This is a genomic window from Streptomyces sp. NPDC001568, from assembly GCF_042893755.1.
In the GTDB taxonomy this organism is placed as follows: Bacteria; Actinomycetota; Actinomycetes; order Streptomycetales; family Streptomycetaceae; genus Streptomyces.
In genome coordinates this window covers 623,496-648,283 of the sequence record NZ_JBIAVF010000001.1, presented here as the reverse complement: position 1 = coordinate 648,283, position 24,788 = coordinate 623,496, and the positions used below count along the sequence as shown (strand labels likewise).

At 73.7% G+C, this 24,788-nt stretch carries 21 protein-coding genes; 6 read left to right on the top strand and 15 right to left on the bottom strand.

The genetic code is table 11. The features are described 5' to 3' along the window. Positions 1-454: 454 nt before the first annotated feature. The 3 genes from ACFY0I_RS03035 to ACFY0I_RS03025 are packed head-to-tail and all read right to left on the bottom strand — an operon-like array spanning position 455 to position 2,401. On the bottom strand, positions 455-724 hold the full coding sequence (locus ACFY0I_RS03035) for a hypothetical protein (protein WP_388889256.1): 270 nt from the start codon (positions 722-724) through the stop codon (positions 455-457). A gap of 10 nt (positions 725-734) precedes the next feature. Then, the gene (locus ACFY0I_RS03030; protein ID WP_388889254.1) at positions 735-1,448 is read right to left on the bottom strand and encodes a TetR/AcrR family transcriptional regulator; all 714 of its coding nucleotides are present in this window, start codon (positions 1,446-1,448) and stop codon (positions 735-737) included. 23 nt (positions 1,449-1,471) lie between these two features. Further along, positions 1,472-2,401, bottom strand: coding sequence for a diiron oxygenase (locus tag ACFY0I_RS03025; protein ID WP_281207199.1), 930 nt, complete (start codon positions 2,399-2,401; stop codon positions 1,472-1,474). Between the two features lie 169 nt (positions 2,402-2,570). Here ACFY0I_RS03025 and ACFY0I_RS03020 point away from each other — a divergent pair, with 169 nt between their 5' ends. Next, a complete protein-coding gene (locus ACFY0I_RS03020) occupies positions 2,571-3,677 on the top strand; it encodes a ferritin-like domain-containing protein (protein WP_388889252.1) in 1,107 nt (368 codons plus the stop codon). A 48-nt stretch (positions 3,678-3,725) separates the two neighbouring features. On the opposite strand, the gene ACFY0I_RS03015 is transcribed toward ACFY0I_RS03020, so the two are convergent. Both ACFY0I_RS03015 and ACFY0I_RS03010 read right to left on the bottom strand, forming a co-directional pair. Beyond that, positions 3,726-5,195, bottom strand: coding sequence for a penicillin-binding transpeptidase domain-containing protein (locus tag ACFY0I_RS03015; protein ID WP_388889249.1), 1,470 nt, complete (start codon positions 5,193-5,195; stop codon positions 3,726-3,728). After that, a complete protein-coding gene (locus ACFY0I_RS03010; RefSeq protein WP_388889246.1) occupies positions 5,192-6,559 on the bottom strand; it encodes an FtsW/RodA/SpoVE family cell cycle protein in 1,368 nt (455 codons plus the stop codon). The genes ACFY0I_RS03015 and ACFY0I_RS03010 overlap by 4 nt, the downstream gene beginning before the upstream one ends. A 112-nt stretch (positions 6,560-6,671) precedes the next feature. Here ACFY0I_RS03010 and ACFY0I_RS03005 point away from each other — a divergent pair, with 112 nt between their 5' ends. The 3 genes from ACFY0I_RS03005 (at position 6,672) to ACFY0I_RS02995 (ending at position 9,976) form a co-directional block, all read left to right on the top strand. Further along, positions 6,672-7,085, top strand: coding sequence for a DUF6325 family protein (locus tag ACFY0I_RS03005; protein ID WP_388889243.1), 414 nt, complete (start codon positions 6,672-6,674; stop codon positions 7,083-7,085). After that, entirely contained in the window at positions 7,085-7,588 is a 504-nt protein-coding gene (locus ACFY0I_RS03000) for a hypothetical protein (RefSeq protein ID WP_388889240.1), read from the top strand. Before ACFY0I_RS03005 ends, ACFY0I_RS03000 begins: the two co-directional genes overlap by 1 nt. 1,257 nt (positions 7,589-8,845) lie before the next feature. Beyond that, entirely contained in the window at positions 8,846-9,976 is a 1,131-nt protein-coding gene (locus ACFY0I_RS02995) for an NlpC/P60 family protein (protein WP_388889237.1), read from the top strand. On the opposite strand, the gene ACFY0I_RS02990 is transcribed toward ACFY0I_RS02995, so the two are convergent. The 5 genes from ACFY0I_RS02990 to ACFY0I_RS02970 all read right to left on the bottom strand — a co-directional run bounded on the left by ACFY0I_RS02990 (position 9,886) and on the right by ACFY0I_RS02970 (position 16,086). Continuing rightward, positions 9,886-11,187, bottom strand: coding sequence for a styrene monooxygenase/indole monooxygenase family protein (locus ACFY0I_RS02990; protein WP_388889234.1), 1,302 nt, complete (start codon positions 11,185-11,187; stop codon positions 9,886-9,888). The genes ACFY0I_RS02995 and ACFY0I_RS02990 overlap by 91 nt on opposite strands. Before the next feature lie 175 nt (positions 11,188-11,362). Next, positions 11,363-11,986, bottom strand: coding sequence for an ATP/GTP-binding protein (locus tag ACFY0I_RS02985; RefSeq protein ID WP_388889232.1), 624 nt, complete (start codon positions 11,984-11,986; stop codon positions 11,363-11,365). Beyond that, on the bottom strand, positions 11,967-12,350 hold the full coding sequence (locus tag ACFY0I_RS02980) for a DUF742 domain-containing protein (protein WP_388889229.1): 384 nt from the start codon (positions 12,348-12,350) through the stop codon (positions 11,967-11,969). The genes ACFY0I_RS02985 and ACFY0I_RS02980 overlap by 20 nt, the downstream gene beginning before the upstream one ends. Continuing rightward, positions 12,347-12,820: a roadblock/LC7 domain-containing protein gene (locus ACFY0I_RS02975; protein WP_388889226.1), complete on the bottom strand. Its 474-nt coding sequence runs from the start codon at positions 12,818-12,820 to the stop codon at positions 12,347-12,349. Before ACFY0I_RS02975 ends, ACFY0I_RS02980 begins: the two co-directional genes overlap by 4 nt. Beyond that, positions 12,817-16,086 (bottom strand): nitrate- and nitrite sensing domain-containing protein, encoded by a 3,270-nt coding sequence (locus ACFY0I_RS02970; protein ID WP_388889223.1) that lies wholly within the window; start codon positions 16,084-16,086, stop codon positions 12,817-12,819. Before ACFY0I_RS02970 ends, ACFY0I_RS02975 begins: the two co-directional genes overlap by 4 nt. A 388-nt stretch (positions 16,087-16,474) precedes the next feature. On the opposite strand from ACFY0I_RS02970, the gene ACFY0I_RS02965 reads away from it, so the two are divergent. After that, entirely contained in the window at positions 16,475-17,248 is a 774-nt protein-coding gene (locus ACFY0I_RS02965; protein ID WP_388889220.1) for a protein phosphatase 2C domain-containing protein, read from the top strand. Between the two features lie 101 nt (positions 17,249-17,349). Here the strand turns inward: ACFY0I_RS02965 and ACFY0I_RS02960 are convergent, their stop codons facing one another. The 5 genes from ACFY0I_RS02960 to ACFY0I_RS02940 all read right to left on the bottom strand — a co-directional run bounded on the left by ACFY0I_RS02960 (position 17,350) and on the right by ACFY0I_RS02940 (position 23,887). Further along, complete coding sequence (locus ACFY0I_RS02960; RefSeq protein WP_388889218.1) at positions 17,350-17,790, bottom strand: MarR family winged helix-turn-helix transcriptional regulator; 441 nt, start codon at positions 17,788-17,790, stop codon at positions 17,350-17,352. Positions 17,791-18,013: 223 nt separating this feature from the next. Continuing rightward, complete coding sequence (lon, locus tag ACFY0I_RS02955) at positions 18,014-20,416, bottom strand: endopeptidase La (RefSeq protein WP_388889215.1); 2,403 nt, start codon at positions 20,414-20,416, stop codon at positions 18,014-18,016. 160 nt (positions 20,417-20,576) lie between these two features. Then, a complete protein-coding gene (locus ACFY0I_RS02950) occupies positions 20,577-21,350 on the bottom strand; it encodes a DUF4097 family beta strand repeat-containing protein (protein WP_388889212.1) in 774 nt (257 codons plus the stop codon). A gap of 94 nt (positions 21,351-21,444) precedes the next feature. Beyond that, positions 21,445-22,344, bottom strand: a complete 900-nt coding sequence (locus ACFY0I_RS02945) for a sulfurtransferase (protein WP_388889210.1) — start codon at positions 22,342-22,344, stop codon at positions 21,445-21,447. Between the two features lie 223 nt (positions 22,345-22,567). After that, positions 22,568-23,887, bottom strand: a complete 1,320-nt coding sequence (locus ACFY0I_RS02940) for a hypothetical protein (protein ID WP_388889207.1) — start codon at positions 23,885-23,887, stop codon at positions 22,568-22,570. Between the two features lie 117 nt (positions 23,888-24,004). Here ACFY0I_RS02940 and ACFY0I_RS02935 point away from each other — a divergent pair, with 117 nt between their 5' ends. After that, a complete protein-coding gene (locus tag ACFY0I_RS02935) occupies positions 24,005-24,580 on the top strand; it encodes a hypothetical protein (RefSeq protein WP_388889204.1) in 576 nt (191 codons plus the stop codon). The last annotated feature ends 208 nt before the right edge of the window (positions 24,581-24,788 follow it).

Here is a 24,788-nt window from a genome sequence, read left to right as displayed (position 1 = left end):
GGGGGGGGGGGGGGGGGGGGGGGGGGGGGGGGGGGGGGGGGGGGGGGGGGGGGGGGGGGGGGGGGGGGGGGGGGGGGGGGGGGGGGGGGGGGGGGCCGGTGCCGGGGTGGGGTGTCGTCCGGGACGGGCATGATTTATGGCGCCCTGTCCGAGTCGCATTCCTTGGGCGGCACCGCGCGCCAACAAATCACGTTTTAGTCCCGGCCGACACCCCACCCCGTCCCCGACCCCGACCCCGACCTGGCGACTCCCGCCCCGCCGAACCCAAACCGGGCAACTCCAGCCCCGCAGGCGGTGGCCGGGCGAACCAGCCTCGCCGGCGGTGGCCCGTCGAATCAGCCTCGCCGGCGTTTGAGGCGCGGGGTTCGGGGCGGAGCCCCGGAGCTTGCGGCGTGCCCCGGGGCGCCGGCGCATCCGGCGGCGAGGCGGCCCGCCCGGGAGACGACCGGCCAGGTCAGGCGCGGGGAGGTTTGGTCCAGGGCCAGCGGGGTTTGGGTTTTACGCCGGTCGGGGTGAAGGCGTACTTCCAGCCCTTCTGGAGGCCCAGGCGCTTCGAGTAGCCCGCCGGGACGCGTTCGTAGAGGAGGACCGTCGGGGGGCCGCCGGCCGCGTCGGGGACGGGGATCTCGTACCACTTCGGCGGGTGGCCGGTCGGGCCGACGAGGATCGGGAGGACCCGGCCGTCCATCGGGCCGCCCTCGAACGGGGTGGGTTCGCTTCTCACCCCTCCAGTGTCACAGCAGGTGGGCGGCCTCGGAGACCACGGGGATCACGCGGCGGGCGAGGAGCCCGACCGGGCCGTCCGCCGATTCGAGGGCGAGCGCAGCCCGTGCGGCGGCGGCGGTCTCCGGGTCGGTGGCGGCGGTGGCGGTGAGCAGGGCGATGAACTGGTCGACGAGCCAGTCGCGGAGGGTGTCGACCTCCGGCTGCTTGCCCTCGTCGATCCAGATCAGGGACGCGGCCTCGACGGCGGTGATCCAGGTGCGGACCATCATGCGCAGGCGCGGGCCGGGGGTGGGGACCGCGAGGTGGAGGAGGATCTGTTCGGCGGCGGCCCGCCGGATGCCGTCCACGGTGGCGGTGGTGCGGGAGGTTTCGACGACGCTGCCGCCCTGGAGGAGGGCGGCGAAGCCGGCGTCGTGTTCGTCGACGAAGGCGAGGTAGCGGTCCAGGGCCCGGGACAGGCGCTGGGTCAGCGGGCCGGCCTGGGGTTCGGCGAAGCAGAGTTGGAGGAGGTCGGCCGCCGAGCGCAGGGCGGCCTCGTAGAGCTGCTGCTTGCCGCCGGGGAAGTAGCGGTAGACGAGCGGGCGGGAGACCCCTGCGGCCTCGGCGACGTCGTCGAGGGAGATCTCCTCCGGTGCCCGGTGCGCGAACAACGACAGGGCGGCGTCGAGGAGCTGGGCACGCCGCTCCTCGACGCTCAGTCTGCGGTAGGCGCGTACGGTCATGTCCGCAGCGTAGACGACGCCTCTCAGGCCAGGAGGCCGGAGCTCTTCCACAGTTTCCGGCCGACTCCGCGCATCATGCCGATGTCGTCGAGGAAGTCGGTGAGGCGCTTGGCTCCGGTCTGCATGACTTCCCGGCGGTGGCCGCTGGCCTTGACCTGGGCGACGGCTTCGCGGCGGTCGAGGCCGATGTTGTCGTAGACGGCCGGGTTGACGAACGCGAGGGAGAAGACGCGGGCGGCCTCGCCGCAGCTGATCCGGGTGAGTTCCTGTTCCCAGCGCGGGGCGGTGAGCATCTGGCGGCGCAGTTCCTCGCGGGCGTAACGGACGTGCCGGGCCTCCTCGATGACGTGGATGCGGGTCACCCCGCGCACGAGGGGCTGGATGCGCTCGTCCGGGAAGGTCAGGCGCTGCATCCAGTCGAGGATCTCCTCGCCGAGGAGGGTGCAGGCGAAGGAACCGGGGGTGGTGGAGACCGTCTTGAGGATCCGGGCGAGGTTGTGGTTGGTGCGGGAGACCGGGTAGGCGGGGGCTCCGCCCTTCTGGATCATGCGGGCGAACATCATCGAGTGCCGGCATTCGTCGGCGATCTCGGTGAGGGCGTAGCGGACGTGGTTGCTGGTCAGCGACTTGTCGTAGATGTGCCGGACCAGCAGCTGCATGAGGATGATCTCGAACCAGATGCCGAGGGAGCCGAGCGCGGCGGCTTCGTGGCGGGACAGTTCGATGCGCTGCTCCTCACCCATCCGCTTCCACAGCGGGGTGTCGTAGAGGGAGAGCAGTTCGGGCGGCCAGTAGTACTTGCCGTCGACCGTCGGGGCGTCCCAGTCGAGTTCCTTGTCGGGGTCGAAGGAGTGCTTGGCCGAGGATTCGAGCAGGCGCTCGGCGATCTGCTCACGGTCCTTCAGCTCGCCGAGGGCGTCCCTCAGCACGGCTCGCTGCGTCACGGTGGTCATGGCTTCGGGCACCTCGTGGTCGGGGGTTACCGGCGGTCTCCTCTTATGAGACTGCCTGTCAGCAAGGTCGTCAATCCCTCGCGCGCGACTTGTTGACCCCGCGTCTACCAACGTGTGACGCTGCCAACTGTCCGGTCCGGTACGGAAGTACGCGAGACGAGGAGGCGTCGTGTCGACGCACGAGCTCTACACGAAGGACCCGGGCGAGGGCGTCTGGCAGATCCCCGCCTCCGGTTCGGCCCGCTTCAGCTGGGAGTACGACGGCGGCCGGGAGCGGCTGCTCGCGCTCTACCAGAAGGGCAAGGACAAGCAGTGGGACGGCGCCAAGCGCATCGACTGGGACATCGAGGTGGACCCGTACGATCCGCTCGGCACCCCCGACGAGGTCCTCACCCTGTACGGAACCCGCCACTGGGCCAGGATGACCGAGCGCGACAAGGGTGAACTGCGCCGGCACTACAGCGCCTGGAACTTCAGCCAGTTCCTGCACGGCGAGCAGGGCGCGATGGTGTGCGCGGCCCGCATCGTGGAATCGGTGCCGGACCTGGACGCCAAGTTCTACTCCGCCACCCAGACCATGGACGAGGCGCGGCACGCGGAGGTCTTCGGGCGCTTCCTCCACGAGAAGGTCGGGATGCTCTACCCGATCAACGACAGCCTCCAGGGGCTGCTCGGCGACACCCTGCGCGACTCCCGCTGGGACATGCCCTACCTGGGCATGCAGGTGCTCATCGAGGGGCTGGCGCTGGCCGCCTTCGGGATGATCCGCGATACGACGGACAAGCCCCTGCCCAAGCAGATCCTCGCGTACGTGATGCAGGACGAGGCCCGCCACGTCGCCTTCGGACGGATGGCGCTGCGCGACTACTACAAGCAGCTGACCGACGCCGAACTGCGCGAACGCGAGGAGTTCGTGATCGAGGGCTGCTACCTGATGCGGGACCGGCTGCGCGGCGTGGAGGTGCTGGAGAACTTCGGCATACCCAGGCGCGAGGCGGAGGAGTTCAGCGAGCAGTCCGAGTTCCTGCACCTGTTCCGCAAGCTGCTGTTCAGCCGGATCGTGCCCTGCGTCAAGGACATCGGACTGTGGGGCGAACGCCTCCAGAAGGCCTACCTCGACATGGGCGTCTTCGACATGGGCAACTCCAACCTCGACCTGCTGATGACGCAGGACGAGGAGATCGCCGAGGCCCTCGACCGCGAGCGCTTCGCCGCCGAGGAACGCGACCGGGTGGCGGAGGTGGAGGCGACCGTCCGGGAGGGCGAAGCGGAGTAGGGCTCGTACGTACCGGCCCGCCGCTCCCCGCCCGCGACGGCCGGCGCCTCAGCTCGTCGGCGGCGCCGACAGGGCCGCCTCCATCACGGCCCGCGCGATCGGCGCCGCCGCGCCGTTGCCGCTGATGCCGCCGCGGTCCGCCGCCGCGTCCTCGACGACCACCGCGACCGCCACCGCCGGCTGGGGCGCCCCCTCGGCCCGCGCCCAGGAGATGAACCAGGCGTACGGGGTACCGGCGTTGCCGACGCCGTGCTGCGCCGTACCCGTCTTCCCGCCGACCCGCGCGCCTCGGATCGCGGCGTTGCGGCCGGTGCCGTCCTCCACCACCTTGACCATCAGCTCCTGCATCCGCAGCGCCGTGGACGGGCTCATCGCCCGCCCCAGCGACCGCGGATCACCGCGCCGGACCTGCGAGCCGTCGTCCTGGGTCGTACGGTCCACCAGGTACGGGGACCTCAGCTCGCCCCCGTTGGCGACGGCCGCCGCCACCATCGCCATCTGCAAGGGCGTCGCCCTCGTGTTGAACTGCCCGATCGAGGACAGCGCCAGCTGGTCCCGGCTCATGTCCGTGTCGAAGTTCGACCGCGACACCCACGACGGCACGCGCAGCCCCGCGTCGTTGAACCCGAACCGGTCCGCCGCCTCGGCCATCCGCCGCAGCCCCACCTGCACCCCGATCTTGGCCATCACGGTGTTGCAGGACCACTGCACCGCCTCCGCCATCGACGCGTCCTCGCACCCCGTGCCCGCGTTCGGCAGCAGCGTGTGCGTCCCGGGCAGCGGGTACGGGTCCGGCGTCCGGGTCGGCGCGTCCACGTCGGTCACCACGCCCGCGTCCAGCGCGGCTGCGGCCGTCACGATCTTGAAGGTGGACCCGGGCGGGTACGTCTCGCGCAGCGCCCGGTTGAGCATCGGCCGGGCCGGGTCGGCGTTCAGCCGCGCCCAGGCCGCCTCCACCCGCCCGCCGGTGCCGGAGAGCACGCCGGGATCGTACGAGGGGCTGCTGACCAGGGCGAGGATCTTCCCGGTCGCCGGTTCCAGGGCGGCCACCGCGCCCCGCTTGCCGGCGAGGCCCCGGTACGCCGCGCGCTGGAGGGCGGCCCGGATGGTGGTGACCGCGTTGCCGCCGCCGGGACGCCCGCGCGAGAGGTCGTACCAGAGCGGGAAGGCGGAGAGCCCCGGGTCGGTGCCCGACAGGACCGGGTCCTCGGCCCGTTCGACGAAGCTCGTCCCGTACGTCTGGGAGGAGAAGCCCGTGACGGGCGCGAAGAGCGGGCCGTCGGTGTAGGTCCGCTCGTGGCGCAGCACCTGGCCGCTGTCGCGGGAGCCGGTGACGGGCCGGCCGTCGACGAGGATGTCCCCGCGCGGTTCGGCGTACCGGTCGATGGCGGGGCGCTTGTTGGCCGGGTTCGCGCCGTAGCCGGCGGCCTCCCAGACCTGCACCCGGCCGACGTTCACCAGCAGGGCGACCAGCAGCAGGGCGCAGAAGTACGCGCACCAGCGGATGTAGCGGATCACGCGAGGGCCTCCTGCGGCTCGGGCCTGCGGGCGCTGTCGCTGAGCCGGACCAGCAGGGCGACGATGATCCAGTTGGTGACGACGGAGGATCCGCCCTGGGCGAGGAACGGCATGGCCATGCCGGTGAGCGGGATCAGCCCGGTGACCCCGCCCGCGATGACGAACACCTGGAGGGCGACGATCGAGGCGAGGCCGGTGGCGAGCAGCCGGCCGAACGGGTCGCGCAGCGCCAGCCCGGCCCGGAAGCCCCGGGACACGAGGAGCCCGTACAGGAGCAGGATCGCGGTCAGGCCGACGAATCCGAGCTCCTCCCCCGCGGTGGCGAGGACGAAGTCCGACTTGGCGGCGAAGCCGATGAGGAAGGACTGCCCGTGCCCGAGGCCCGCCCCGAGCAGGCCGCCGGCGCCGAAGGCGAAGAGGGACTGGGCGAGCTGACCGGGGCCCTCGCCGCGCTCGATGGAGGCGAAAGGATTCAGCCAGTCCTCCACGCGGCTGTGCACGTGCGGTTCGAACGCGCCGACGGCGTACGCGCCGAGCGCGGCCAGGAGCAGCCCGATGGCGATCCAGCCGATCCGCCCGGTCGCGGTGAACAGCATGATCACGAAGAGGCCGAAGAAGAGCAGCGAGGTGCCGAGGTCCCGTTCCAGGACCAGCAGACCCACGCTGAGCAGCCAGATCGCCAGGATCGGCCCCAGGACCCGACCGGGTAGCAGGCGCAGCTTCCAGAACAGGAGCCGGCCGGTCAGCGCGAGGGCGGTGCGGTTGGCGGCGAGGTACGCCGCGAAGAACACGGCGAGCAGGATCTTCGCGAACTCCCCGGGCTGGAAGGACAGCCCCGCGAACCGGATCCAGATGTGGGCGCCGTTGACGGCCGGGAAGAACACCGGGACGAGCATCAGCGCGAGGGCGGCGGTGACGGAGAGGTAGGCGTACCGCTGGAGCACCCGGTGGTCCCGGAGCACGAACACCACCACGACGAAGAGCACCACCCCGAGCGCGGACCAGCGCAGCTGGTCGCCCGCGGCGGGCTCGCCGGGGGTGCTGAGGTCCAGCCGCTGGATCAGGACCAGCCCGAGGCCGTTGAGCAGCGCCGCGATGGGCAGCAACAGCGGATCCGCGTACGGGGCCCGGAGCCGGACGGCGAGGTGCGCGAGCAGCGCGCCCCCGGCGAGGCCGGCCGCGTGGTGCGCGGCGGGGCGGGGGATCCGGCCGGTGGCGGCGAGCCCGACGGAGAGGTAGCCCAGCACCGAGATCAGGACCGCGCCGACGAGGAGGGTGAGCTCGATCCCCCGGCGCTTGGGGGCTCGGGCGTCGGGGGGCGGGGGCGGAACGGGTTCCGTCACCTTCGCCGTCAGGGCGGTCATACCAGGAAACGTAGCAAGGGAGCAGAGGGTATGTCCGCTTATGTCATAGTGTGCCGAAGAGTCGTCAGAAACGGTCAGGACGGCGTCAGTCAGGGAAGAGGGCCGCGGCGCAATGGGACCAGTCGAATTCATCGTCCTCGCCTTCCCGGAAGAACAACTCCGGGTGTCCGCCGTGGAGGCCGTCATGGGCCTGCGCAAGACCGGGGTGGTCCGACTGATCGACGGCCTCGTCGCCACGAGGACGGCCGCGGGAGAGGTCCTGGCCGCCGAGTTCGACGAGTACCTCGAACTCCGCGGCCTGCTGGCCGGCCGGGACGTGGCCCGACTGATCGGCCCCGAAGACGTACGGGAGGCCGCGGAACTCCTGGACCGGGGAAGCTGCGCGCTGCTCCTGGTGGTCGAGCACGTGTGGGCCCAGGACGCCGCCGTCGCCGTACGGGCCGCCGGCGGCCGGATCGTGGGCTCGGTCCGCATCCCGGCGGAGCGGGTGGAGGAGCGGATGACGGGACGGGTGGAGGTCGCGTGATGTTCATCCGCCCGGCGGGCCCCACGGTCACGGCGGCGACCCGACCGTCCGGCCACCCCCTCCTACGAGGCCTCCTCCGCCGAGCGGCGGGCGCGGCGGAGTGGACGCAGGGCGAGGAGCTGGAACGGGAGCGGGAACGGGAGGAGTGGGAGCGGACGGGCTGGGGCGAGGGGGGCGAGGGGACGGCTGCGGGACCTGGGGGAGCTGCGGACGCGATTGCGGACCTGGAGGGGGACGCGGAGGCCTGGGGAGTGGCGGGACGGGGAGCGGGGGTACGGGGAGACGCGACGGAGGGGGCTGCGGACGCGGAGGCGCCCGAAGCCGCCGCCCTCCCGGAAGCCGCACGAACCGATGGGGCGAACACCCCGGGCACCCCCGAACAGGCGCCGACCACGCAGGTCGGCCTGGCGGCCGAGCTCACCCAACTGGCGGCCCTGGCACGGGAAGGCCTGCTGACCCCGCACGAGTTCACGACGGCGAAGTCGAAGCTGCTGAGGGGGTAGCAGCGGTTCGGGGCCCGGGGGCGGGACCCCCGCGATCCGGATCAGGGAGGGTTTGGTGGTTTCCCGCCGGTCTCATCGTCTCTCCGCGTCGGGCCGGTCCCTCAAGGGCGCTCCCTTCGGTCGCGTCGCTTCGCGATGGCCTTCGGCCACCCTTGACCGACCGACCCGCCACGAAAATCCGAAGACCGACGGGAACCCCCCAAAAGAACGGTCACGGGGGACGGATGAGCAGGAGCGGGTCCCTCAGTGACGAGGCGAGGGGCCGGGCGTCGGCCGACAGGGCATACGGGCACGCCAAGAGACCTGCGGCAGGGCCACGGGCGCGGCCAAGGACCACTACCCGCCCGTCAGGACGACCACATCAACCGGGATTGCGGGTGGGCGGGAAAGCGCGTCGGATCGCTACGAACTTCGCTCGGCTCAGCGACTGACCACCGGCCGTGGCTGGACATAGGCCGCACCAGCCCACTTCATGGCCGATGCCGTCTCGGCGACTGACCACCGGCCGTGGTTCGACCAGCAGATCGCCAGACGGGCGCCTGGTTTGTGTCGTCGAGTGGCAGACGCACGCCGTGGGCCACCACGGACGGTAGGGGCGGCTTATGTCCGGCCACGGACGGTCGTCGGACGCTTGACCGAGCGACGGGACACGGCGAACCGGCGCGTATCCCCGCCTCCCTGCACTCCAGGTTGATGTCGTCGCCCTGACGGGCGGGTAGGGGCCCTTGGTCGTCTGTCGGGTGTGGAGAGGGGCTGTGACGTGCCCGCATGCCCTGCCGGCCGACGCACGGTCCCTCGTCTCGTCACTGAGGGAGCTGCTCCTGCTCCTCTGACCCGTGACCGTTCTTTTGGGGGGTTCCCGGCGGTCTTCGGCTTTCCGGGACGTGCCGGTCGGTCAAGGGTGGCCGAAGGCCATCGCGAAGCGACGCGACCGAAGGGAGCGCCCTTGAGGGACCGGTACGGCACGGGGAGACGATGAGACCGGCGGGAACCCCCCAAACCCACCCTTATCCGGACCAACGAGATCCCGCCCCCACCGAGACCCCGACCCGCCGTCCGGAACCCCGACCACCCGCACCCCGACGCCCCCGACCCCGCCACACCGGCCCCGCCCCCGCCCCCACCCCCCGAACGGATGGCGCCCGCGACTCGGCCGACTCCGTTGGGGGATTCGTCATACCGGGCGTGGCAGCATCCGGGGTTGGAGGTGATTTTGTGACAAAACGACTGGTTCGTCTTGGGTGTATCGCGGCGGTGTTGGTCACCGTCGGATCCCCGCCCAGTGCGCAGGCCGAGCCCGTCGGGGAGCTGCTCGTCCGGTTGCAGGGGCTCTACCAGAAGGCCGAAGAGGCCAGCGAGGCCTACAACGCCGCCGAGGTCGCCCTGAAGGCGCGGCAGGACGACGAGCGGCGTCTCGGCGCCGAGTTGGGGAGGACCCGGACGGCGCTCGGGGCCGAGAAGGCGGCCGCCGGGCGGTTGGCCCGGGAGCAGTACCAGGGCTCGCGGGAGTTCTCCCCCTACCTACGGCTGCTGCTTTCCGGTGACCCCCAGCAAGCCGTCGACCAGCGGCGGCTGACCTCCCGTGAGGGAGCCAGGCGGGCCGGGGTCGTGGCGCGGCTGGAGCAGGGCGAGAAGCGGGCCGGGGCGCTGGCCGCCGAGGCGCGCAAGGCGTTGGAGGCGCAGCGCGTCCTGTCCGGGGAGCAGAAGCGGCACCGCGAGGACGTCGCGGGCCGTCTGAAGGAGGTCGAGCGGCTGCTGGCGGCGCTGACGCCCGAGGAGCTGGCCCGGCTGGGGGAACGCGAGGAGGCGGTGACGGCCGGGGCGCAGCGGGATCTGGTCGGCTCGGGCCGGCTGCCCGACCGTACGGGTACGCCGACGGCGGCGGGTGGCGCCGCCCTGGGGTACGCGACGGCGCAGATCGGCAAGCCGTACGTGTGGGGTGCCGAGGGGCCGGGTTCGTTCGACTGTTCCGGGCTGACGTCGAAGGCCTGGGAGCACGCCGGGCGGTCGATCCCCCGGACCAGTCAGGAGCAGTGGGCGCGGCTGCCGAAGGTGCCGTTGGACCGGCTGCGGCCGGGGGACCTGGTGGTGTACTTCCCGAAGGCGACGCACGTGGCGCTGTACATCGGCGACGGCAAGGTGATCCAGGCGCCGCGTCCGGGCGCGGCCGTGAAGGTGTCGCCGATCGCGGCGAACCCGCTGCTGGGTGCGGTGCGGCCGGATCCGGAGGGGACTCCGCTGGCGGAGTTCACCCCGCCGCCGCTGCCGGAGGCCGCGACGGCGGGGGACGATTCCGGTTACTCGGCCGAGGAGGCTCCGGACGCGGAGGACGTGGAGGATGCGGAACCGGCGGCCGAGCCGGCCGCCGCGCCGACCTCGGCCAGGTAGTCGGCCGCGTCCTCGGGGTCGTAGAAGTAGTCGTCGAAGTCGGCCGGGTTGTCGAAGCCGTTGGCGAAGCGGTCCGCCACCGGCTGGAGCTGCCCGGCGGCGCCGATCAGGTTCAGCACGTGCTCCGGGGGGACGCCCAGCATGGCGTTCGTCCACTGGGTCACCGGCTTGCCGGTGGTGAACCAGTACTTGTCGAAGGTCGCCTTCATCCACGCCTCGTCGAACGGGTTGTCCCCGTGCATGAGGATCGAGGAGAGGTACGAGGCGGCGCACTTGGCGGCGGAGTTCGAGCCCTGCCCGGTGATCGGGTCGTTCGCGACGACGACGTCGGCGACGCCGAGGACGAGGCCGCCGCCGGGGAGGCGGCCGATCGGGTTGCGGACCACCGGGGCGTACCGGCCGGAGAGGGTGCCGCCCGCGTCGGTCAGTTCGACCTTGGTCGCCCGCTCGTGCTCCCAGGGCGTGTACGTCTTCATGAGCTCCAGCGTCAGCGCGAGGTGCTCCGCGGGATCGTTCACGCCCTTGAAGACGTCGAGCGGGCCACCGGGGACCCCCTCCCAGAAGAGGATGTCGGCGCGGCCGGAGGTGGTGAGGGTCGGCATGACGAAGAGCTCGCCGACGCCCGGCACCAGGTTGCAGCGGACCGCTTCGGTGTCCGGGTGTTCGGGGCGCGGGCCGAGTCCGTGCACGTAGGCGACGGCGAGGGCGCGTTGCGGGGCGTCGTAGGGGGAACGCGCCGCGTCCCGTCCGAACATCGAGACGAGTTCGCCCTTGCCGGCGGCGACCAGGACGAGGTCGTACGTACGGGAGAAGTAGTCGAGGTCGGCGACGGACGCCCCGTGGATGACGAGCTGGCCGCCGCGCTGCGTGAACGTGTCGAGCCAGCCGGCCATCTTCACGCGCTGGTCGACGGACTGGGCGTGGCCCTTGAGGCGGCCGAGCCAGTCGATGGGGCGGGAGCCGTCGGGGGCGGCGACCGAGACGCCGAGCCCCTGGATCCTCGGGGCCTGCCGCTCCCAGAAGTTGATCCCGAGGTCCCGCTCGTGCTGCAGCGCGGTGTCGAACATGCACTGCGTGGACATGACCCGTCCGGTGCGGATCTCGTCCGCGGTCCGGTTGGACATGAGGGTGACCTCGTAGTCCTTCGCCTGGAGGCCGAGGGCGAGCTGGAGGCCGGACTGGCCGGCTCCTACGACAAGTATCTTGCGCATCTCACGTTCTCAATTCGGGCTGTGGGGACCGAGGGGACGGGGACGGTATAGCACCGGACCGCGGGGGCGGAAAGGGGCGCCGGACCTGCCGGACGGACGGACCCGGCGGATCCGGCGGCCGGACCTGACGGTCGGGCCCGGCGAACGACCCGGGCGAGCGGCCCGCCGGACGGACCTATTCGGGGGTCTCGTCCAACGCGTGGCCCACCAGGGTCAGCAGGGACTCGACGACCGAGTCCTGGCGTCGCGCGTCCATGATCACGACGGGTACCCCGGGCGGGATCGAGAGCGCCTCGCGCACGTCCTCGGGTTCGTACGCGTGCGAGCCCTCGAAGTGGTTGACGGCGACGGCGTACGGCAGGCCGCAGCTCTCGAAGTAGTCGAGGGCGGGGAAACAGTCGCGCAGTCGGCGGGTGTCGGCCAGGACGAGGCCGCCGATGGCGCCGCGCACCAGGTCGTCCCACATGAACCAGAAGCGCTCCTGGCCCGGCGTCCCGTACACGTACAGCACGAGGTCGTCGGCGAGGGTGACGCGGCCGAAGTCCATGGCGACGGTCGTGGTGCGCTTGTCCGGGGTCCCGGTCAGGTCGTCGGTGGGGCTGCCCGCCTCGGTCATGACCGCTTCGGTGCGCAGCGGGGTGATCTCGGAGAGGGAGGACACGAAGGTCGTCTTGCCGACGCCGAAGCCACCGGCGACGAGGACCTTGACGGCCACGGGCGCGCGCGAGCGGTCGTACTGCCAGGGCTGTACGGGCTCGTCGTCCACGAGGGCGGCCGGGTCAGAGACGGCGAAGACCACTGAGCACCCTTTCGAGCAGTGCGCGTTCGGGGCGGCCGGTGCCGTGCCCCGTGCCGTAGACGCGGACGCGGCCCTGGTCGGCGAGGTCGCTGACCAGGACGCGGACGACGCCCAGCGGAAGCTTGAGCAGGGCGGATATCTCGGCGATCGTGCGCATGCGGCGGCACACCTCGACGATGGCGCGCATCTCGGGCGTGCGGTCGTTCGTCGCGGCCGTGTCGGTGTCCAGGGCGGCGACGAAGGTCTCCACGAGCAGGACCTGCGTGAAGCGGGTGCGACCGCCCGTGAGGGAGTACGGGCGGACGCGGGCGGGCCGGCGGTCGGCGCCGCGTATCGGCAGTCGGTCGGAGGCCGTACTCCTCACGGGGTCTTCTCCATCGACTGGCGCAGCTCACTGCGGACTTCGGGGGTCAGGACGTGGCCGGCGCGGCCGACGAACAGGGCCATGTGGTAGGCGACGACGCTCATGTCGCAGTCGGGCGTGGCGTGCACGCCCAGCAGGGAGCCGTCGCTGATGGCCATGACGAAGACGGAGCCGTTCTCCATGGCCACCATGGTCTGCTTGACGGCGCCGAACTCCATCAGGGCCGCGGCGCCGGTGGTGAGGCTGCCGAGTCCGGAGACGATGGTGGCGAGGTCGGCCGAGGCGCCGCGGGGGCCCTTGGGCCGGTCCTGCGGGGCGTCCGGGCCTGGCTCGGAGGAGAGCAACAGGAGGCCGTCGGAGGAGACGACGGCGACGGAGTTGACGCCGGGCACCTCCTCGACGAGGTCGGTCAGCAGCCACTGCAGGTTGCGGGCCTGGGTGCTCAGTCCGTACGTACTGGGCGCGGTCATGTGCGTGCCTCCTGTGCGGTGTCCCCCTGGTCGGTGCGACCCTGCCCCCGGTCCTGCGTACCGTCCTGGTCCTGGTACTGATCCTGATACTGGTCCTGGGCGAGTTCTGCGGCGACGACGCGCCGACCGTCCTGGGCGCCCTGGTAGAAACCGCCGAGTCGGCGGCGCAGTTCCTCGGCGTCCACCCGGTGGGGTTCGGCGCGGGTCTCGGCGGGGCGGGGCTCGGCGGGGCGTGCCGGGCCCGCGGCGGCGCGCGGGGTGCGCTTGGGGAGTCCCTTGGGGGTGACGGCCTCGGTGGTGGGGCGCCGGGGGGCGGTCTCGGCCTCGTGTCCGGGGTGGCTGCCCTGGCGGGGGACGAAGTGCTCGTCGGCGTCGGCCCGTCGGTGCGCGCCCTGTTCGGCGTCGGGGGCGGGGACGGTGTAGGGCTGCGCGAGGAGCGACAGTCCTTCGTCCTGTACGGAGACCCGCGCGGCGGCGTCGGCGTCCGGACCGGGAGCCTCCGGGTCGGGGTCCGCCGCCGTGAAGGCGTCCGCGTCGGCGTCGGCGACGACTCGGGCGAGGAGTTCCTCGCCCGCTCCGGTGGCGTCCGGTGCCTCGGCCTGCGGGGCGGGCACCGTGAAGTCCTGCTCGGCGGGGCGCGGTTCGGTGGGCTCGTCGGCGTCGAAGGCCTCGGCCAGCGGGACCACCCGTACGGGGGTGTCCGCGTCGGCGTGCTCGCCCGGCGCGGGCTGCGGGGCCGAGGCGGTGAAGACCTGCTCGGCGGGGGGCAGTTCCCCGGCGTCGAAGCCCGCGAAGCCCGCACCGGCACCGATGGGGTCGGCGGGGTCCGCGTCGGGCACGAGGCGGGCGAAAGGCTCCTCGGCGGCGGACACCGGCTCGGCGTCCACGGCTCCGGTGTCGAAGGCCTCGGCGTCGAAGGCCTCGGACCCTACGGCAGCGTTCCCGGCGGCAGCGTTCCCGACGGCCGCGCTCTCGAAGGGGGCGGTCTCGACGGTCGCGGTCTCGACGCCCGGGTTCTCGACGGCGGCCGTGTCCGAGGCCTCCGTGTCGAAGGCCTCGGCCAGCGGGACCACCCGGGCGGGCGCCTCCACGACGACGGCCGTGTCGGGCTCGGTCAGCTGGGCGGGCTCCGCGCTGTCGTGGCCGGGCCGCGGCCGGGGCGGCAGCGTGTTCTCGTTGGCCTCGGCGACCACTCCGGGCAGCTGGAACGCGGGCAGACCCGGTTCGGCCAGGGTGTGGACGGCGCCGGCGGGAGGGCCGGCGGGCAGCAGCGTCCGGGGGACGACGACGAGAGCCTCGGTGCCGCCGTGGCGGGCGGCGCGCAGCTCGGCCGTGACGCCGTGGCGGGCGGCGAGCCGGCCGGCGACGTACAGGCCGAGGCCGAGGCCGTGTTCGGCCTCCGGTTCCTCGTCGTAGGCCTCGGGGCTGGACAGGCGGGCGTTGAGGGACTCCAGGCGGTCCTCGGTGACCCCGATGCCGCAGTCCACGACGGACAGGACCACTTCGCCGGAGTCCTGGAGCCGGCCGGAGACCTTCACCTTGGCGTCCGGGGGCGAGAACGTCGTCGCGTTCTCCAGGAGTTCGGCCAGGACGTGCGAGATGTCGTCGGCGGCGTGCCCGGCGACCTGCGTGTACGAGGGGAGGGCGGCCAGCTCGACGCGTTCGTAGCGTTCGATCTCGCTGACGGCCGCGCGCATGACGTCGACGAGCGGTACGGGCAGGCTCTGGCCGTGGCCGTGTTCCTGTCCGGCGAGGACGAGCAGGTTCTCGTTGTGGCGGCGCATCACCGTCGCGAGGTGGTCCAGCTTGAAGAGGGTCGCGAGCCGGTCCGGGTCGCCCTCCTTGGACTCCAGTTCCTCGATGACGGCGAGCTGCCGTTCGACGAGGCCCAGGGTCCGCAGCGACAGGGAGACCGAGGTGGTCGACATGACGCGGCGGTGCTCTTCGAGGCCGGCGCGCAGCCCGGCGAGTTCCGTCTCCAGCGCCTCGCGGCCCGAGGCGAGGGCCTCGTTGCGGCCGATGAGGCGGCGGCGGTCGGCGTCGAGTCCGGCGATCCGGGTGTGCAGGGAGACCGTCTGGTCGCGCACGGAGTTGAGGTGGCGGACGACTTCGGCGAACTCGTCGTTGCGGCCGGTGAAGCGCACCGGCTCGACCGAGCCCTCCGCGGTCGTCAGCCGTTCCGCGCCGCGGCGCAGGACGGACAGCGGCCGGGTGAGGGAGCGGGCGATGGCGGTGGAGAAGCCGATGACGAAGAGGAACAGGACGCCGAGTACGGCGACGACGAGTTCCAAGCGGGTCACGTCGTCGTCCCGCTGGGTGGCGAGGGCGGTGGCGCGGTTGCCGGCGAGCGTGGATTCCACGGACCGCATGCGGTCGATGCGGGCGGTGAGGGCGGTGCCGACGGCCCCGGCGTCGACCTTGCGGTCGGCGGGCGTCAGCGTGGGCCGGTCGGTGAGCCGCTTGAGGAAGTCGTCGGCGGTCTTGACCTCGGGGCCGGTGACGGTGACGGCGAGCGTCTCCCGTACGTCGGGCCGGGCCGTGCGCGCGAAGTCGTCGAGGGCGGCCTGTTCGCGGACGCGGGAACGCTGCGAGGCGGTGGTGAGTTCGTCCACGACCGCCGCGTTGGGGGGCTGCTCGCCGCGGGGGACGGCCAGCGCGGCGAGCAGCAGTCCACGGGTGGCCGAGGCCTGTTCCACGGCGCGGCCGAGGGGGACCAGGGGGCGCGTGGTGGCCAGTGCGGCCTCGGCGCGCGGCGGGGTGAGTTCGACGAGCCGGTCGCCGGGGGCGAAGAGTTCGGCGAGGACGCCGGCGTAGGCCTGGTGGGCGGCGAGGGCGGTGCCCTTGCCGTCGACGGCCTCGGCGCGGACGGCCTGGACCTTGCCGAGGGCGCGCGCGAGTTCCTCGTCGGCTTCGGCCCGGACCTCGGCGAGTTGCCGGTCGGTGCGGGCGGTGCGTTCGTCGACGGGGCCCTTGGCGGCGCCGGGCCGGCCCTTGGCCACGTACTCGACGACGGCGTCGCGCTCGTCGCCCAGGAGGTGGGTGAGGGTGAGGGTGTGCCGGGTCTGTTCCGCGAGGGTGACCAGGCGCTGTGAGTCGTTCAGTTCCCTCGTTGCGGAGACGACGGCGGGTGCGCCGGCCGCGAGGACGGTGAGTCCGGCGACTGCCACACCGATGACCAGCCTGCGGCGGACGCGTACGCGCCGTCCTGCCTTGGCGGGTCCGTCGGCGCTGGCGGTGCCGTTCTTCCGAGACCGCTTCTTCTGCACCGGTGCTCGCAATCCTGTACGTGTGCTCGTGCTCGTCTACTCGTGTGGCCGAGGTAACGGCCGGTCAACAAGTAAACGCCCCCTGCCCCCTCGTACCGCCTCAGACCTTTGCAGTGTGATGCGAAGAGAGCCGCACATCGCCCACCCGGCCACTCGAAGGAGTGAACATCACGGAGGAGTGGCCGACCAACTCGGGCACCCCGTGTCAGGGGCCGCCCGTGGACGGGTGGTTGAAAGATCGAGCCGGGCTTTGGCAGTATGCCCGCCCACATCGCGCGGGCCCACCGACGGGCGGTCCTGCGGGCAGGGCCGCCCCCTCCGCCGAATTGGTATGGACCTCCTGGGGTGCAGGGGCCCTCGCCGGGGCCCCGGCGGGCAGAATGTCCCCATGCGCATCGACCTCGCCACGGCCCCCGGCGACCCGGAACACCCCAATGAGGACTGGCTGTCGGCCTCGGCGCCCGCTTCGGGCGGCGGCGTCCTGGTGGTGCTGGACGGGGTCACCCCGCCGCGCGGCGAGGACGGGTGCGTGCACGGCGTGCCGTGGTTCGCGGCGCGACTCGGCGGCCGATTGACCGAACTGTCCGGATCGCGGCGGGACATGCCCCTGGACCGGATCCTGGCGCGGGCCATCGGCGACACCGCCGACGCCCACCGGGGCACCTGTGACCTTTCTCACGCACGGACCCCCCAGGCGACGGTCGTGATGGTCCGCTGGGACGGGTCCTGCGTGGAGCACCTCGTGCTGTCGGACTCGGTGCTCCTGCTCCGCGGGGCGGACGGCCGGGTCTCGGCGGTGCTCGACGACCGGCTGGACCGGATCCCGCGCGAGGTCCTGGCGTCGGTCGCGGCGACGGACGCCCTGCGCAATGCCGAAGGCGGTTTCTGGACGGCGGCCACGGACCCGGCGGCCGCCGACCGGGCCGTCACCGGGCGCACCCCGCGCGAGGAGGTCGTGGCCGTGGCCGCGCTCACGGACGGGGCGAGCCGCTGGACGGACACGTTCGGGGAGGGCGACTGGGCGGCCTGCCTGGACGTGCTGCGCAAGGAGGGTGCCGAGGGGCTGATCGGGCGGGTACGGGCGATCGAGTCCGATCCGCTGCGCCCGTCGGCGCGGTACAAGCGGCACGACGACGCCTCGGCGCTCTACGCGGAGCTGTAGCGGGGTGCGGGGTACGGGCCCTCGCTCACCGGAGGCGGGTGCGGGGTTCGGCCTTCGCCGGAGGCGGGTGGACGCTCACTCCTCGCCGGACCGGGGCGCGCTCACTCCTCGCCGGAGTTCAGCTGGCGCAGGAGTCTGGCCAGCTCCGCGACCTCGCCCCGGTCCCAGTCCGCCAGCTTGCGCATGTACTGCTCGCGGCGGGCGCCGCGGACCCGCAGGAAGCGCTCCCGGCCCTCCTCGGTGAGTCCGACGAGGAAGGCGCGGCCGTCGGCGGGGTCCGGCTCGCGGGCGACCAGGCCCAGTACCTCCAGGGCGCGCAGTTGGCGGCTCATGGTGGCCTTGCCGACCCCGAAGTAGGCGGCGAGTTCGGTGGCCCGCTGCCGTCCCGCCGCCTCCAGCCGGACGAGGAGTCCGTAGGCGGCGGGCTCCAGCTCCGGGTGCAGGGCGCGGGCCATTTCCCCGGAGGAGGCCCGGGCGCGCCGGAGGAAGACGGACAGCTCCCGCTCCAGGGCGAGGAACTCCTGGTCTTCACTACCGTGCACGTCCGCTCCCCTTGGTGGTGTGTGGCATTTCTGTGGCTGAGCTCTTCGGCGCCGGCACGGCACCGGTGACATCTTTGTTCGAGACCCCGCTGTGCGGGGCCCCAGTATTTCGCAGTGGACGCGGCGAGGGCCCGGGGCCCCGCCGAAGCGGTTCCCGGGCCCTCGTTCGGGCGGCCGGTCGGTCCCCCCGGGCGGTCCCGAGGTCAGTCGGCCGGGCGGGTGGTCAGGCGGCCTTGGTGAAGGAGACCTCCGCGGGAGCGAGGGCCAGTTCCAGGACCTGGCGTACGTCCGTCACCGGGTGCACCTCCAGCCCCTCCAGTACCTCGGCCGGGACGTCGTCCAGGTCGGCCTCGTTGCGCTTCGGGATGATCACGGTGGTCAGTCCGGCGCGGTGCGCGGCCAGCAGCTTCTGCTTGACCCCGCCGATGGGCAGGACCCGTCCGGTCAGGGAGACCTCGCCGGTCATCGCCACGTCGGTGCGGACCTGCCGGCCGGAGAGCAGCGAGGCGAGGGCCGTCGTCATGGTGATGCCGGCGCTGGGGCCGTCCTTGGGGACCGCGCCCGCCGGGAAGTGGATGTGGACGCCCCGGTCCTTCAGGTCGGCGACGGGCAGCTCCAGTTCGGCGCCGTGCGAGCGCAGGAAGCTGAGGGCGATCTGCGCCGATTCCTTCATGACGTCGCCGAGCTGGCCGGTCAGGGTGAGCCCGGCGGCCCCGGTCTCGGGGTCGGCGAGCGAGGCCTCCACGAACAGCACGTCCCCGCCGGCCCCGGTCACGGCCAGGCCGGTGGCCACGCCGGGCACGGCGGTGCGCCGCTCCGCCGGGTCCTGCGCGGACTCGGGTACGTGGTGCGGCCGTCCGATGAGCGCCCGCAGGTCGTCGGGTCCCAGGGTGAGCGGCAGGTCCCGCTCCCCCAGTTCGTTCTGGGACGCCACCTTGCGCAGCAGCCGGGCGAGGGACCGCTCCAGGGTGCGCACGCCGGCCTCGCGGGTGTACTCGCCCGCGAGCCTGCGCAGCGCCGCGTCCTCCAGGACGACCTCGTCGGCGGCGAGGCCGGCCCGCTCCAGCTGTCGGGGCAGCAGGTGGTCGCGTGCGATGACGACCTTCTCGTCCTCGGTGTACCCGTCGAGGCGGACGAGTTCCATCCGGTCGGCCAGCGCCTCCGGGATGGCCTCCAGGACGTTGGCGGTGGCCAGGAAGACCACGTCGCTCAGGTCCAGTTCCACTTCCAGGTAGTGGTCGCGGAAGGTGTGGTTCTGGGCCGGGTCGAGGACTTCGAGGAGGGCCGCGGCCGGGTCGCCGCGGAAGTCGGAGCCGACCTTGTCGATCTCGTCGAGGAGGACGACGGGGTTCATGGACCCGGCCTCCTTGATGGCACGGACGATCCGGCCGGGCAGCGCGCCGACGTAGGTCCGGCGGTGGCCGCGGATCTCGGCCTCGTCCCGTACGCCGCCGAGGGCGACGCGGACGAACTCGCGGCCCATGGCGTGCGCGACGCTCTCGCCGAGCGAGGTCTTTCCGACGCCGGGCGGGCCGACGAGGGCCAGTACGGCCCCGCCGCGGCGACCGCCGATGACGCCCATGCCGCGCTCGCCGCGACGCTTGCGCACGGCGAGGTACTCGGTGATGCGGTCCTTCACGTCGCTCAGCCCGGCGTGCTCGGCGTCGAGGACCGCGCGGGCGCCGCGGATGTCGTAGGCGTCCTCGGTGCGCTCGTTCCAGGGCAGTTCGAGGACGGTGTCGAGCCAGGTCCGGATCCAGGAGCCCTCCGGGCTCTGGTCGCTGGACCGTTCGAGCTTCTCGACCTCCTTGAGCGCGGCTTCGCGGACCTTCTCGGGCAGGTCGGCGGCCTCGACGCGGGCCCGGTAGTCGTCCGACTCCTCACCGGCCTCCTCCCCGTTGAGCTCGCGCAGCTCCTTGCGGACGGCGTCCAGCTGGCGGCGCAGCAGGAACTCGCGCTGCTGCTTGTCGACCCCGTCCTGCACGTCCTTGGCGATGGACTCGGCGACGTCCTGTTCGGCGAGGTGGTCGCTGAGCCACCGGACGGCGAGGCGGAGCCGGGCGACGGGGTCGGCGGTCTCCAGCAGCTCCACCTTCTGGGCCACGGTCAGGAACGGCGAGTAGCCGGCGTTGTCGGCGAGCGCGGAGACGCCCTCGATCTGCTGCACCCGGTCGACGACCTGCCAGGCCCCGCGCTTCTTCAGCCAGCTGGTGGCGAGCGCCTTGTACTCGGTGACCAGCTCGGCGACGGCGCCGGGCAGCGGCTCGGGCTCCTGCTCGTCGACGGTCTCGCCCTCCACCCACAGGGCGGCGCCCGGGCCGGTGGTCCCGGCGCCGATGCGGACGCGACCCCGGCCGCGGATCAGGGCGCCCGGGTCCCCGTCGGAGAGTCGGCCGACCTGCTCGACGGTGCCGAGCACGCCGGTGCCCGCGTACGTCCCGTCGACGCGCGGCACCAGCAGTACCCGGGGCTTGGCGCTCCCGGTCCCGGCGGCGGCCTGCGCGGCCTCCACGGCGGCGCGCACCTCGGCGTCGGACAGGTCCAGCGGAACGACCATCCCGGGCAGCACGACCTCGTCGTCCAGCGGCAGCACGGGCAGGGTGAGCGGTACGGACGTCGAAGCCATGATCTTCCCTCCGGCAGTGAACTTGAGCTATGCCGACTCAATGCACGTGAGCCCCCCAATGTTCCCCAAGGTGCGTTCGCCGGGGGCGAACGGGCTTCCGGGGCCCGTGGAGGCGGGCGGCGGGGAAAGTCCGGGGTCGGGGGGAGGCGGGCCGGGTGCCTCAGGTCAGGGCGGCGGCTTCCACGTCGCCCGAGGTGGATTCGAGGCGCAGGCGGGACGGGGCGCCGGGGGCGTGCGGCAGGGTGATGTCGCGGTCGCCGGAGGTGCTGGACCCGGCGAGTTGGTACGGGGCCCGCGGGACGCGGAGCGTGACGTCGCCGGAGGTGGTGACGGCGCTCACCGAGACCGGGACCACGCTGAAGCCGAGGCGGGCGTCGCCCGATTCGGAGCGGACGTCGGCCTCCGTCCCGGACAGGGCGGCGCCGGTGATCGAGCCGGAGGACGTACGGACCTTCAGCGGGCCCGCGATCCCGTCGGCCCGCACGTCCCCGGACTCGGAGGTCAGCTCGGCCGCCGCGACGCCCGTCACCGTGATGCGGCCGCTGCTGGTGCCGACCTTGACCTTCGCGGTGGCGGGGACCTCCAGGCGGTAGTCGACCCAGCAGGTGTCCGCGCAGCCGGTGGTGAAGGTGAGGACCCCGTCCGTCACCCGCCTGCCGGGCGTCGGCGCGGTGTCCCCGCGGTAGTGCACGGTCCGGCGGACGACGACCCCGGGGCCGGCGCCTGCCGTCACCTCGACGGAGCCGCGCCGCCCGTCGCTGACCTCGACGGCCGTGACCGCCTCGGTGACGGTGGCGTCGGCGTCGACGGTTTTCGGGTGCGTCTTCACCCCGATGCCGTCGACGGAGCACCCCGCGAGGAGGAGCAGCACGGCGACCGCCGTGGCGCCGACCGTCTTGCGGGCGAGCAGGGCTGATGCGGTGTCGGATGCCATGCGGCAAGTCTGTCGACCCGCCCCGCCGACCACGCTGGTGCCGGTACCCGGGCCGGGGGTGGGGTTATCCCCCGGGGGAGGCGGAGCCCCGCGGTCAGTCGCCCGCCGGGGTGCCGGTCGCCACCGGTCGGCCGCCGGAGGGGTCGCCCCATTCGCTCCACGAGCCGTCGTACACCGCCAGGTCCCGGTACCCGGCCAGCGAGGCGCCGAGGGCGAGGACGCACGCCGTGACCCCGGATCCGCAGCTGAAGTGGAGCCGCTGCCCGGCCCCGGTCAGCGGTGCGAAGGCGGCCCGGAGTTCGGCCGCGGGGAGCATCAGCCCGTCGGGGCGTTGGAGTTCCCCGAAGGGGAGGTTCACCGCACCCGGCATGTGGCCTCCGCGCAGGCCCTCGCGCGGCTCGGGGGCGGTTCCGGCGAACCGGCCCCGGGTCCGGGCGTCGAACACGGTCGCGGCCGGGTCGGTCAGGGCCTTCGCGACGGTGTCGGCGTCCACCACCAGCCCGGGGCGCGGCCGGGCGGTGAAGGAGCCGGACGGACCCGCGTACGCCGGCGCGGACTCCTCGACGGGCAGTGCGGCGGCCGTCCAGGCGGGCAGGCCGCCGTCCAGGACGGCGACCCGGTCGAAGCCCATCGCGCACAGCATCCACCAGGCGCGGGCGCTGGAGTAGATCCCGGCGCCGTCGTAGACGACCACGGTGTCGGTGTCGTCGACGCCGAGGCCGCGCATCGCCCCGGTGAAGTCCTCGGGTCCGGGCATCGTGTGCGGGGCGGCGGCGGTGTGGTCGGACAGGGCGCCGTCGAGGTCGAAGGGCCGCGCTCCCGGAATCCGACGCTCCGCTCCCCGGTGGGCCCCGACGGAGGCGTCGAAGAGCACCAACCCGGGTCCACCGAGCCGCTCCGCGACCCACCGCGCCCCGACGAGGGGGCCCGGCAACGCGCCGACCCCGGTCCGGGCGGCGGCAGGGGTGGGCCTGGGTTCCACTGACGGCGGCATGGGCAACTCCGGAGGATCGGCGGGGCTCGGCGACGGGACGGGGCCCGCCGCGCGGCGTGGTCGGGTCATCCTCGCGCCGAACGCCCGCCCGGTCGCGGAGTTTTCCGCCGCCTGCGCCGCCGGACCCCGGCGCCGCCCCGGACTCCGGCGGCGCCCGAACCCCTGCCGCCGCCCGAACCCCGCCGCGCCCCGCCCCTCCCCCGCCGCGGTGCCCGCCCCGGCGTCAGCCGCAGCCGCCCGGTCGGGCGTACACCGCGACGCGCGCCCCCCGTACCGGGGTCATCGAGCACAGGGTGAAGGAGGACGCCAGGGCTTCGCGCTTGGCGGCTTCGTGGGGGTAGGGGTCCAGGGGCTGGCCGGCCGGGTCCAGGAGGGCGATCACCCGGGGGGAGGCGACCAGCGCGGAGCGGATGGCGTCCGGCGTGCGCTCGGTGCCCTGGAGGCTGCGCGAGTCGGCCGGAGTGCGCTCCAGGGCGACGTCGCGCAGGCCCGCGTACGCGTCGGGCGAGGACAGCAGCCACTCCCGCCGCCGGGACGGCATGAACAGGACGGCGTCCCCGGGCCGGGCCCGCTCGCGGACGGCGGCGGCCACCGCGAGGACGTCGTCCTTGCGGCTGTCCGGGGTCCGCAGCCACGCCGACCACATCCCGAACGGCACGGCCAGCGCGGCCACCAGCAGCCACGGCCACACCCCCCGCGCCCGCGCGAGCCGCGCCCCGGCGAGCAGGGCGAGGCCGGTCAGGGAGTAGAGGACGTACCGGTCGACGTACCAGGGGTGGACGAGCGAAACGGCCATCAGCAGCCCCGGCGGGAGCAGCGCGAGCGGCACGGCGACCCGTACGAGGTCCCGTTCGTCCGCCGGTGCCTTCCGCGCGAGCAGCAGCACGGCGAGCGTCAGGACCCCGTACGCCGCCCAGTCCTGCCAGGACGGCCGGCCGAGCCAGCCCAACTGCTGCTGCGCCTGCCGGGCGCTGACCACCGCGAGCGGCAGCAGACCGGCGAGGACCGCGGCGGCGCTCCACCGCCAGCCGCGCGAGTGCCGGGCGACCGGGGCGTGGGCGAGCAGCGCGAGGACGGCGAACTCGTGCAGCCAACAACCGAGGAGCAGCACCGGCGCGTACGCGGCCCAACGCCCGCACAGCATCAGGTACGTCGCCCAGACCACGGCGGCCGCGACGAGCGCGTACGAGCGCCCCTCCTGCGCGTACATCTGCACGGGCGGCAGAGCGGCGTAGGCGGTCCCGGCCAACAGCGCGGCCCGGTCCCCCGCCGCCCGGTGCGCGACCGCGGCCACTCCGGCGGCGGCGAGGGCCGTGCCGGCGACCGAGGGCAGCCGCAGCGCCCACAGGCCGCCGTCCCCGAGGGCGAACACCCCGTGCATCAGCAGGTAGTGGAGGCCGTGGACGGCGTCGACCTGCCCGAGGAGTTCCCACAGGCCGGTCAGCGGCCGGTGGGCCACCTGCCAGGTGACGGATTCGTCGCGCCACATGCTGCCGCCGGCGGGACCGCGCCGCAGCCCCCACAGGCCGAGGAGCAGGGCCACGGCCGCGGGGACCACGCGCCAGGGGGCGATGCGGCGGATGACGGCCTCCGGATGCTTTCGGACGGGGCGAGGGGCACTCCATACTCGGGGTCGGGGCCGAGACCCGCGGAGGTGGGTGTGCGAGCGTTCCGAACGACGAAGGCACCGGCACGGCCGGCGCGCACGGCACGGCCGGCGCGCACGGCGGCGGCAGCCGCGGCGCTGGTGCTGGCCGCGGTGGCCCTGGCGGGCTGCGGCGCGGGCACGACCCCGGATCCGGCCGGGGGCCCCGACCCGAAGCCGGCCACGAGCGCCCCGGTGGCCCCCGGCGCCGGCGACACCCCGTCCGCGAGCACGGCCCCGCCCCCCGCCCGCGTGACCCTCCTGCGGGCCTCCCGTACCGGCGGCTACGCCGGCCGTACCCACACCCTGGTCGTCGAGGGCGACGGCTCCTGGGCCCGCCTGGACGGGCAGGGCCGTCCGGACGGCGCGGGGAAGCTGACGCCGGCCGGACTGGAGGCGCTGCGCGGCGCCCTGCGCGAGGCCGACCTGCCGCGGCTGCCCCGGGTCGCGACGGCCGACCGGCCCGTCTTCGACGGCTTCGTGTACGCCTTCGTCCACGCCGGCACCGAGGTCACCTCCGACCAGTCCTCGCTGACTCCGGGCCTGACGACGGTCCTGGACCGGCTCCCGCCCTTCGAGCCCTCTCCCTGACCCGCGCCCGCGCGGTGAGGTACGTCACCGGCGGCCCCGTCGGGCGGGACCCTCGGGCCCGCGAAGGGCCGCGCACACGGCCCCCACCGCCCCCGCGGTGGGCCGTGGCGGTGGTCGCGGCCCGGTACGGCCTGTCCGAACCGTGCATAGCCGCAGGCCGGTGGCTCCTCTACGCTGCACCCCATCACGCGGGATCTTCAGGGGCGGG